We start from the raw sequence: 9,895 nt of genomic DNA, 5'->3' as shown, positions 1-9,895 counted from the left end.
AACGCGGGCAACCAGTGCATCCAAAACCGTTCGGGATGCGCGCAGTGCCTGGCAGTGGGTCCAAGACTCACTCCTGCTCACTGATTAGGAACGGTATGTGGCCCGCTTGATTCTTCGTGTCGGGGTTACCCGGTCAGCGACCGGCCAACACCGCCAACGGCCGGGCGCTGCCACTGGCCCTCCGAGCCTGAACGGAGAAGCGCATGGTCAAGACCATCAAGGAACAGACCGTCGGGCAGCTGGGCGGAAAGGGCAGTGTCCTGGCGCGGCAGCGGCGCGACCATGCCGAGATCGACCGGCTGATGGACCGCTACGCCCTTACGGCAGGCGACGAGCGGGAGCGTGTGCTGAAGGAGATCGTCCAGCTCGTCTTCAGCCACGCCTTCGCCGAGGAGACCGTGCTGTGGCCGGTGGTCAGGCGCAGTGTGGCGGACGGAGAAGAGCTCACCTGTCGGGTGGAGGAGGAGCACCAGGAGATCAACGACCTGGTCGCCGAGGTCGAACGCCTGCCCCAGGGCGATCCCGTACGGGAGGAAAGGATCGAGCGCGCCTTCGGCCTGATCCGTCAGGACATCCGCGACGAGGAAGACCTGCTGCTGCCCCGGCTGCAGGAGGCGATGGACGCGGCCCGGCTGGGCCGGCTCGGAGCGGTCTGGGAAGCCGCACGTCTGACAGCCCCCACCCACCCGCACACCGTCGTCCCGCGGCGCCCTCCGGGCAACGCCGTCCTGGGAGTGCCGCTGAGCGGATATGACCGGTCTCGCGACCTGCTCGGTGGCACCGACGGTCATGCTGCCAGGAAGCTGCTGGCCTGCGCCGCGGGACTGCTGTTCGCGGCCTTCACCGTAACCAGACGACTGCGCAAGAGGTCGTGAGAAGGCTCTGAGTAACCGCCCTCGGACACCCTTGGCGTACTCAGCTGATCGGATGTGGGCGGGGTGTTCGCCTTGCCGTTCGGCCCGTCGGGCCTTTGGTGACCCCGGCGGATACCACCTGAGGCCCCTTGCCTTCCGGCACTGCCCGAGGACTTTCGAGGGGAGCGAGGATGAGCCGACAACGCGGCAAGGCCACCCGCCCCGCGCGGCTGCGCTTCGAAGGATGGATTGCGGGCACAGGCACCTCCTCCGGGACGCGCATCGTGGTGGGACGCTGGAAGCGATCGCCGTTCGGGCCGTTCAGCGACGTGATGATCGAGCGAGCGAACGGGGAACGGCTGCTGTTGGCTCCCACCCGGGAGACGGCGGACTTCATCGCCCGCACCTACACCTTCGACACGGTGGGCATCGTGCCGGTCCGCGTGAGCGTCGAGGCGGGCACCTGGACCATCAAGGCCGGATCACTGGACATGCGCTTCACCACCGGTCGACGAGGACCCGCGGGGCTTGTGCTACGTGCTGTGCCCGGCGCACTCGCCCGCCGTCCGGCCTGGAGCGCGTTGCTGGATTTCCCCGCCCGCCTGCTGCTGACCGGAGTGCGGACCCGTGGCAGCGCCGGCGCCGGTCGCCGTGAGTGGTACGGTGCGCGGGATCTGAGACCGATCGGCGCGGTTTCGGCGGTCTTCGAAGGCGATGACCTCGGCGTGATGGCGCCCGTCGAACCCCCTGTGCGCTTCGGGTCCGGTTCGGTGCCCCGGAAACCCGCCGTCACACGGATCACCACGACGGTGGCACTGGCCAGCAGCGGCGCGCCCTTCAGGCGGCGCGCACCGACCGGGCGGGTTCCTCGGGACCGGGGTGGCTGTGCTGGCGGCCACCCCGCCGTCGGCGACGTAGCGCGACAGCTGCGAGGGCAGGTGCCGGGGACCAGGCGTGGCCAATCCGCCAGAGCGCGGCCCGAGAATTAGGGCGGCAAAGAAGAGATGACCGTGGACATTGCTTCCATAATTCTCGTCGTTGGTTGTCCGTTTCACTATCAGACGCGAACTGGCCGAACCAGGCGCTCAGTTCATCTGCACCGACCGGTTGGAGTTGCCCCGCACCATGCGGTCGATGGCGCTTACGGCGCTCCCGGGATCAGAGGCAGCGCCGACGGTGAGCAGCAGTGGGACGAAGTGACCGGCCGTTGGGTGGGCGACCGCGACACCGGGTGCCTTGGCTTCGGTAGTCGGTGAGGGCGTCGACGTCGACGTCGGCTCGGGCGAGAGCGTCGACGGCCCATTCGTCGAAGGCCTCGGTTTGAGCGGCGAGCGCCGGGCGGCGGAAGACGGCGAAGCTACGCGTCATGAAGCCCGAGCCGAGAACCAGGATGCCTTCTTCACGCAGGGCCGCAGGCGCGCCCCGAGCTCGAGCAGAGCGCTGGGAGCGAGACTGGGCATCGAGAGCTGCACGAAGGAAGATGTCGAAAAGCTCGTGATCGACTTCCTCCGGCACCTCGACGGGGGAGGCAGGACACGTACCAGCCAGGGTTCGTAGAGGTCGACCCCAGAGCTACCTCAAACACCTTCTGCGTGAGCCCTCGATCACATAGTGCTGAGACCAGCCGGTCGTCCTTGGAGCTGCATGCCTCCGCTACCGCCTTTTGCCGCACACACACGGTGTCCGCCACCTGGCCGTTACCCCATGACGTGGGACGAGGTTGAAGCCTCCTTGGTGCGAGCAGAAGCCTTCCAGACATCTACCACTCGGCCTGGCTTGTGGACCGAGCTGCAGTTACACAGGGCGCAGGTCGAGTGCGTCGTCGGTTCAGTGAGACGTATATGGCTGGCAGGTAGCTTCGTGAGCGGCAAACTGGACCCCAGCGATGTGGACCTGGCCTACCTGCTTGACGCAGATGTCTACGGCGCGGTCACAGAGCCAGACGACATCGCAGACCTCGACAACCTCAGCGATCGGGAGTGGTGTGTGAAGCACGGCATGCGCATCGACGCCTACATCCTGAGCCTGCCTGCCACTGTGGACTTCAAGGATCTGGGGTTGGTCGGCGCAATGGCACCGGGAGACAGCGAGGTCTTCCAGATGCTTGGACTGTATGACGAGATCTGGCAGCGTTGCCGCGTTGGTAATGGCCAGCGCAGGGGTTACGTGGAGGTATCGCTATGAGCACCCCCCACAGCTTGCCCGATGCCACAGATAAGAAGGCCTTGCGTGCCTGGTTGGCAGCCAGACGGTCCGAGTCAACGCAGAAGCCAGCGCCTCGAACGCTATCCGAGTTGCGATCGGCCCAGCTCAGGCGGCTCGCCAGGTCGCTCCAGGGCGAAGCTGACTCGGAGACTCCTGATCATCCAGGCCGCCCCGTCCTACGGTTCGCTCTTGATGGCGAAACTGTGCGCACACACCGAGTCGAGTCTGCTGTGCTAGGCGACTGGCTGCGGGCCTTTCAGACCGCTGTGCAGTCAGTTGCCTACGCCCTAGATGAACTCCGCCCCACGCGGGACTCAGGACCGGTACCCAAAGAAATCCAACGCGTGACGAGGCTCTTCTCTGGACCAGTCTTCACATCGTCTTATGGAATGGTTCTGGAAGGGACTCCGGGACAGGGCCAATCAGAGCTACCAGGCACGGCTGCCGATGTGCTGCTAGACAAGGCGATTAACAGGATCTTTGACGTTGCTGATCGTGCAAGCGCTGGTGTCGGTGCCGAGGATGCCGTCCTCGACGCAGCATTGCCATTGGGGCGCCGGGTGATCAGCCACCTGTCAGAACTCTCCGACGTCCTCGCTTCCACTGGTACGAGCGTCACCTTGACCTGGGAATCGAAGGCAACTGTACGCCGCACCTCCTCTCTCAGCTCGGAGAGCGCTGAGCGCTGCCGTAAGGCGCTACGGGCGGCGCGGGTGGAGGATAGCGACGATCGTCTGATCGGCACGGTGGTCGGAGGCAGCAAGCTACGTGGAGTCATCGAAATTGAAGTCGAAGGGAAAGGCCTCGTCGTAGTCCGTACTTCCAAGGACGACGTATCGGGACTGCTGGCCACGTACGCAGAGCGCCAGGTAGCGGCCGATGTGCATGTGCTGACTGCGCGCTCAGCGGGTGGGCGAGAGCATCACAGCTATCTTTTGCTCGACCTATCCCTACATGCCCCAGCGTCCGACGACTGAGACTGTGATGTCCATCATGGGATGGTCGTCGTCCGCGATGGCCGCGCGGTACCAGCACATGACCGACTCCATCCGGCACGACGTAGCGAAGCGCGTTGACGGGCTTCTCTGGCAGCGGCCGGAAGATACTGCGGACGGGTCCGAGAGCGGCTCTGAGGACCCCAAACGAAACGGAAACTGAGACGCACGGCAACGGCCCCACCTACTGAAAAGAGTAGGTGGGGCCGTTTTTGCTCTTCAGAGCGGTAGCGGTGGGATTTGAACCCACGGAGGAGTTGCCCCCTCACACGCTTTCGAGGCGTGCTCCTTAGGCCGCTCGGACACGCTACCGAGGGAGAGCCTAGCGGACGGGTGCCCGGGAACCGAAATCGGTTCCGGTTGGGGGGTGGGGCAGGGGGGGTGGGTCAGGGCTTGCGGAAGAAGGCGGTGAGGGGGGCCGCGCACTCGGTGGGGAGGACGCCGGCGATGACCTCGGGGCGGTGGTTGAGGCGGCGGTCGCGGACGACGTCCCAGAGGGAGCCGGCGGCGCCCGCCTTCTCGTCGGCGGCGCCGTAGACCAGGCGGTCGACGCGGGACAGCACGATGGCGCCCGCGCACATGGTGCACGGCTCCAGGGTGACCACCAGGGTGCAGCCGGTCAGCCGCCAGCCGCCGAGCCGACGGGCCGCGGCGCGCAGGGCGAGGACCTCGGCGTGGGCCGTGGGGTCGCCGTGGGCCTCGCGTTCGTTGCGGCCGCGGCCGAGTACCGTGCCGTCCGGGCCCAGCACGACGGCGCCGACCGGCACGTCGCCTGTCTCGGGGGCCCGTACCGCCTCCTCCAGCGCCAGGCGCATCGGGGCGCGCCAGGGATCGCGCAGGGGGTCGGGGTCGGGGCCGGGCAGGAGGCCGGTCAGCGGATCGGTCATGACACCAGTGTGGGCGACGGGATGGGGGTGGCCGCCGGGGGCGGTCAGCGCACCGCCTCCAGCCCCTCCATGCTGCAGCCCAGCATGTCGGCGATGGATTCGAGCGCGTCCCCGTCGAGGGCTTTCAGCTCCTTCTCGTCCATGCCGAGGTCCGCCAGGATGTCGCCGTCACCGAGCGGGCCCACGGGGACCGGCGCGTCGGGGTCGGCGTCCTCGTCGTCCTGGTCGGGCTCGCCGTCCTCGGTGCCGTCCAGGTCGACGAGGCTGTCGAGGTCGTCGTCGGGGTCCCGGCCGAGCAACTCGTCGGTGAGCATGGAGCCGTACGAGGTGCGGGCGGCCGCGGCCGCGTCCGAGACGTAGATGTGCGGGTCGTCCTCGCCGTCCACGCGGACGACGCCGAACCACGCGTCTTCGTGCTCGATGAAGGCCAGCACCGTGTCGTCGTCCTTGGAGGCCGAACGGGCCAGTTCGATCAGATCCGTCAGGGTCTCCACGTCATCGAGCTCTGTGTCGCTCGCTTCCCACCCTTCTGCGGTGCGCGCGAGCAATGCGGCGAAGTACACCGTGACTCTCCCACTGGTCATAGGCGTGCCGGGGCGGGCGGGACAGTGCCCCGCCCCAATCGGAATCGTGGCAGAAACCGTCGCTTCGCGAGAGGTCTTCCACGCTGCGTCGTGCACCAGTCCAAAGAGATCTGGCTCACGCGGACGGAAATGAACCGACCCGGAGCCCGATCAGGGGATCAACGGGAGAACGTCCGCAGGTGTATCGCGTGACGGATCCGGGCCGCGCGGGCCCGCTGTGGGCGTACCCGTTCGCGCACCGCCCGGGCTTCGTTCAGCGCGCGCAGAAAACGGTCGCGACGGCGCCGGCGGTCCGCGGCGCTCTCCTTCCCGGTGGCGTCTGCCATGAGCTGCATCACCCCTCGGGGCCGAGGTCTCGCCCGGGGAGGGTCCGGGCACTCCTGCCCACTTTCCCCCGAAACGGCGGCTTGATGCCACCGCAGGGACACACCGCTGACGAGGGGCGACGAAAGCTGACGAGGCCGGAGGGGGTTACCGGCGGCAGCTGAGATCACGGGGCTCGGTTAGTGTCGTTGCCATGCGGATCCATGTCGTCGACCACCCGCTGGTGGCGCACAAACTCACCACACTGCGCGACAAGCGCACCGATTCCCCCACCTTCCGGCGGCTCGCCGACGAGCTCGTGACCCTGCTCGCGTACGAGGCCACGCGCGATGTGCGCACCGACCAGGTCGACATCCAGACCCCGGTGACGGCCACGACCGGGGTACGGCTGTCGCATCCGCGCCCCCTGGTGGTGCCGATCCTGCGGGCGGGCCTCGGAATGCTGGACGGCATGGTACGGCTGCTGCCCACCGCCGAGGTCGGCTTCCTCGGCATGATCCGCGACGAGGAGACGCTCCAGGCGTCCACGTACGCCACCCGGATGCCGGATGACCTCTCCGGCCGTCAGGTGTACGTCCTGGACCCGATGCTCGCGACCGGCGGGACGCTCGTCGCGGCGATCAAGGAGCTGATAGCGCGCGGCGCCGACGATGTCACGGCGCTGTGTCTGCTGGTGGCGCCCGAGGGCGTCGAGCTCATGGAGCGCGAGCTGGCGGGCGCGCCGGTGACGGTGGTCACCTCGTCCGTCGACGAGCGGCTCAATGAGCAGGGGTACATCGTTCCGGGGCTCGGGGACGCGGGCGACCGGATGTACGGGACCGCGGGCTGAGCGGAGGCGGTGAAGTTCGCCGCTGATCCCTCGCCGTTCGGCCTGGCCGAGGGCTTGGACGTCGAGAAGGATCAGCACTTGCCTTCGCCGTAACCGCTTAGTCCCGCAGGGCCGCCGCGGCGTCAGCGGCAGGCCGATCCGGAGGGCGCCGGCGAGGGCTTGGCCAGGGCGGCCAGCGCCTTGTCGGCGTCCTTCTGTTTGGCCAGGTTCTTGAAACCACTGCCGATGATCAGATCGATGTCCTTGCCCTTGCGCGCGTCGTTCTTGGTCTGGGCGCCCGCGAGCTGGGTGCGGAGCACATCGAAGGCCCCTTGGGCGGCCGTCGGGGCGCCGAGCAGCATCCCGGGCGCCTTGACCTTCTTGTCGTACGTGGCGGAGGCGTTGCCCACCTCGCCGATTTTGAAGCCGCGCTTCTTCAGCTCGTCCGCGGTGTCCTTGGCGAGGCCGGAGCGCGGCGTCGCGTTGTAGACGTTGACGGTGATCTGGGCGGGCTTCGGCAGGGCGGTCCTGGCCGGGCGGTCGGCCTTCGGGTGCTCGTCGCGGAGCTTGTCGCCGCGTTTGCAGTCCTCGGTGCCGTGCGCCGCGCGGACCCTATCGCCGTCGCCGCCGCCGGAGAAGACGTCGATGAGCTGAAGCGTTCCCCAGCCGACGAGGCCGAGCACCATAACCGAGCCGAAGGCGGTGAAGGCCAGTCGTCGGCGGCCGCGCGGCCGGCGCATACGCGGATAGCGGTCACCCGTGATGCGGTACTTTCCGCCCATGCCGGGAGGGGTCAGCATGCTCATATGCGCAGAGTAGTGCGGCCTGGTGGCGATGCCTACTAAATGATCAATGGTTGGTGCTCAGGCCAACCCGAAAGGGCCAACGCCGTGACGCCGGGCCCTGTCCGGTGCGGGGCGGTCAGCTCAGTTCCAGGACGCGCGCGTGCAGCACCTGGCGCTGCTGGAGCGCGGCGCGCACCGCCCGGTGGAGTCCGTCCTCCAGGTAGAGGTCGCCCTGCCATTTCACGACATGGGCGAAGAGGTCCCCGTAGAACGTCGAGTCCTCCGCGAGCAGCGTCTCCAGGTCGAGTTGCTGCTTCGTCGTGACCAGTTGGTCAAGGCGTACCGGGCGTGGGGCGACATCCGCCCACTGGCGGGTCGATTCCCGGCCGTGGTCGGGATAGGGCCGACCGTTTCCGATGCGCTTGAAGATCACACGGAAAGCCTACCGGGCGAGCGGCATCCGGCGCAGCCAAGGCGCCGGAGTGCCCGTCCGACCCACGACTGAATCGGAAGAAAATAGGTAAAAATACCCGAGAGGGACTAGGCGCTCCAAAAGGGTCGGAGTAACGTGAATAGCAGCCTGCGGGGCGAGCGAGGGAGCTCGACCGGAGAGACGTCCAAACAGAGGATCTTGGTTCTCCAGTGAATGTCTTCTAGATGGTCTGGCTGAGAGGCCTGAAGGTCGGGGAGACCTGAAGGCGACCTCCACTACCTGATACGGACAATGCCGCCGAAGGGAGCCCACCTCGTAGGTTTTGTCCTGCCCACCGCCGGACGCGCCCGCCGCGTCCGGTTGCGTCGTGCACAGGGACGCCCAAGCATGGCCATATGCGCTGTCTGGTCACCGGAGCCTCCGGCTATATCGGCGGCAGGCTGGTGCCCGAGCTGCTGGCGGCCGGGCACCAGGTGCGCTGTGTGGCCCGCTCGCCCGGGAAGCTGCGCGACCACCCCTGGGCCGGCCGGGTGGAGATCGTACGCGGCGATGTCACGGACGAGGAGTCGCTGGGCGCCGCGATGGAGGGCGTGGAGGTCGCGTACTACCTGGTTCACGCGCTGGGCACCGGACCCGATTTCGAGGAGACCGACCGCCGGGCGGCCACGATCTTCGGCGAGCGGGCGCGGGTCGCGGGGGTGCGGCGGATCGTCTATCTCGGCGGGCTGGCCCCGGCCGGGGTGGATGAGCGCGAGCTGTCGCCGCATCTGCGCTCACGGGCCGAAGTGGGCCGGGTCCTGCTGGACTCCGGGGTCCCGACCGCCGTGCTGCGGGCCGGTGTGATCATCGGCTCGGGTTCGGCGTCGTTCGAGATGCTGCGCTATCTCACCGAGCGGCTGCCGCTCATGGTGACCCCGCGCTGGGTACGCACCCGCACCCAGCCGATCGCCGTCCGCGATGTGCTGCGCCTGCTCGTGGGCTGCGCCGGGCTGCCGGACGATGTGCACCGCACCTTCGACATCGGTGGCCCCGACATCCTCACCTACCGGGACATGATGCGGCGGTACGCGGCCATCGCCGGGCTGCGCGGACGGCTCATCGCGCCCGTGCCGGTGCTCTCGCCGGGGCTCTCCAGCCTGTGGGTGGGCCTCGTCACCCCGGTGCCGAACGGGATCGCCCGCCCGCTGGTGGAGTCGCTGCGCCATGAAGTGGTGTGCGCCGAGCGGGACATCGCGGCTTGCGTACCCGATCCGCCGGGCGGGCCGCTCGGCATCGACCAGGCGCTGGAGCTGGCCCTGCGGCGCATCCGCGACGCGGACGTGGCCACCCGCTGGTCCTCCGCGGCCACCCCCGGCGCCCCCAGCGACCCGCTGCCCACCGACCCCGACTGGGCGGGCGGCAGCCTCTATACGGACCGCCGCGAGCGCGCCGTCGCCGCGTCCCCGGCGGACGTATGGCGGGTGGTGGAGGGGATCGGCGGCGAGAACGGGTGGTACTCGCTGCCGCTCGCCTGGGCGCTGCGCGGCTGGATCGACACCCTGGTGGGCGGCGTCGGGCTGCGCCGCGGCCGCCGGGACGCCGTGCGGCTGCGGGTCGGGGACAGCCTCGACTTCTGGCGGGTGGAGGAGGTCCTGCCGCCGAGGCTGCTGCGGCTGCGGGCCGAGATGCGGCTGCCGGGCCTGGCCTGGCTGGAGATGAGGGTCGACCGGGACGCGGAGGGCCGGACGGTGTACCGGCAGCGGGCGCTGTTCCATCCGCGCGGTCTGGCCGGGCAGATCTACTGGTGGGGCGTCTCGCCGTTCCACGCCCTGGTGTTCGGGGGCATGGCCCGCAACATCGCCGCCAAGGCCGAGTCCAACGGCGGAGGCGGCACGGAGGAGACCGCACCCGCACCGGGACGCGTCCGTCCCGGCTAAGCGGATCCGGTGATGAAGTTCGCCGCTGATCCCTCGCCGTTCGGCCTGGCCGAGGGCTTGGACGCCGAGAAGGATCAGCACGTGACTTCGCCGTAACCGCTCAG

General features: G+C 68.5%; 11 protein-coding genes, 1 tRNA gene and 1 pseudogene. 7 read left to right on the top strand and 6 right to left on the bottom strand.

The window, feature by feature from the left end:
• Window positions 1-203: 203 nt before the first annotated feature.
• From ABZU99_RS25375 to ABZU99_RS25355, 5 genes and pseudogenes are all read left to right on the top strand, one after another.
• Window positions 204-875: a hemerythrin domain-containing protein gene (locus ABZU99_RS25375; RefSeq protein WP_356050112.1), complete on the top strand. Its 672-nt coding sequence runs from the start codon at window positions 204-206 to the stop codon at window positions 873-875.
• A gap of 170 nt (window positions 876-1,045) precedes the next feature.
• Window positions 1,046-1,672, top strand: a pseudogene (locus ABZU99_RS25370) (hypothetical protein); the annotation flags it as partial.
• A 418-nt stretch (window positions 1,673-2,090) separates the two neighbouring features.
• On the top strand, window positions 2,091-2,411 hold the full coding sequence (locus ABZU99_RS25365; protein ID WP_356050110.1) for a hypothetical protein: 321 nt from the start codon (window positions 2,091-2,093) through the stop codon (window positions 2,409-2,411).
• Window positions 2,412-2,714: 303 nt separating this feature from the next.
• Window positions 2,715-3,038: a hypothetical protein gene (locus ABZU99_RS25360; RefSeq protein ID WP_355947032.1), complete on the top strand. Its 324-nt coding sequence runs from the start codon at window positions 2,715-2,717 to the stop codon at window positions 3,036-3,038.
• 470 nt (window positions 3,039-3,508) lie between these two features.
• Window positions 3,509-4,036 (top strand): hypothetical protein, encoded by a 528-nt coding sequence (locus ABZU99_RS25355; protein WP_355947034.1) that lies wholly within the window; start codon window positions 3,509-3,511, stop codon window positions 4,034-4,036.
• A gap of 243 nt (window positions 4,037-4,279) precedes the next feature.
• Here ABZU99_RS25355 and ABZU99_RS25350 read toward each other — a convergent pair.
• The 4 genes from ABZU99_RS25350 to ABZU99_RS25335 all read right to left on the bottom strand — a co-directional run bounded on the left by ABZU99_RS25350 (window position 4,280) and on the right by ABZU99_RS25335 (window position 5,851).
• Window positions 4,280-4,366, bottom strand: a tRNA-Ser gene (locus ABZU99_RS25350).
• A gap of 74 nt (window positions 4,367-4,440) precedes the next feature.
• On the bottom strand, window positions 4,441-4,941 hold the full coding sequence (gene tadA, locus ABZU99_RS25345; protein WP_355947037.1) for a tRNA adenosine(34) deaminase TadA: 501 nt from the start codon (window positions 4,939-4,941) through the stop codon (window positions 4,441-4,443).
• Between the two features lie 44 nt (window positions 4,942-4,985).
• Complete coding sequence (locus tag ABZU99_RS25340) at window positions 4,986-5,525, bottom strand: hypothetical protein (protein WP_355947040.1); 540 nt, start codon at window positions 5,523-5,525, stop codon at window positions 4,986-4,988.
• A gap of 158 nt (window positions 5,526-5,683) precedes the next feature.
• The gene (locus ABZU99_RS25335) at window positions 5,684-5,851 is read right to left on the bottom strand and encodes a hypothetical protein (RefSeq protein WP_355947043.1); all 168 of its coding nucleotides are present in this window, start codon (window positions 5,849-5,851) and stop codon (window positions 5,684-5,686) included.
• Window positions 5,852-6,042: 191 nt separating this feature from the next.
• Here ABZU99_RS25335 and upp point away from each other — a divergent pair, with 191 nt between their 5' ends.
• A complete protein-coding gene (upp, locus tag ABZU99_RS25330) occupies window positions 6,043-6,678 on the top strand; it encodes a uracil phosphoribosyltransferase (protein ID WP_355947046.1) in 636 nt (211 codons plus the stop codon).
• 122 nt (window positions 6,679-6,800) lie between these two features.
• Here upp and ABZU99_RS25325 read toward each other — a convergent pair whose 3' ends face one another.
• Window positions 6,801-7,463, bottom strand: coding sequence for a LytR C-terminal domain-containing protein (locus tag ABZU99_RS25325; protein ID WP_356050106.1), 663 nt, complete (start codon window positions 7,461-7,463; stop codon window positions 6,801-6,803).
• Window positions 7,464-7,578: 115 nt separating this feature from the next.
• Window positions 7,579-7,875, bottom strand: a complete 297-nt coding sequence (locus tag ABZU99_RS25320) for a type II toxin-antitoxin system VapB family antitoxin (protein ID WP_202275276.1) — start codon at window positions 7,873-7,875, stop codon at window positions 7,579-7,581.
• Between the two features lie 395 nt (window positions 7,876-8,270).
• Between ABZU99_RS25320 and ABZU99_RS25315 the strand changes: the two genes are divergently transcribed.
• Entirely contained in the window at window positions 8,271-9,791 is a 1,521-nt protein-coding gene (locus tag ABZU99_RS25315; RefSeq protein ID WP_356050104.1) for an SDR family oxidoreductase, read from the top strand.
• The last annotated feature ends 104 nt before the right edge of the window (window positions 9,792-9,895 follow it).

The sequence above is a fragment of the Streptomyces sp. NPDC005266 genome (genome assembly GCF_040607655.1).
Classification (GTDB): Bacteria; Actinomycetota; Actinomycetes; order Streptomycetales; family Streptomycetaceae; genus Streptomyces.
The sequence above is the reverse complement of the archived record's forward strand: the minus strand, read 5'-3'. Positions and strand labels throughout refer to the sequence as shown.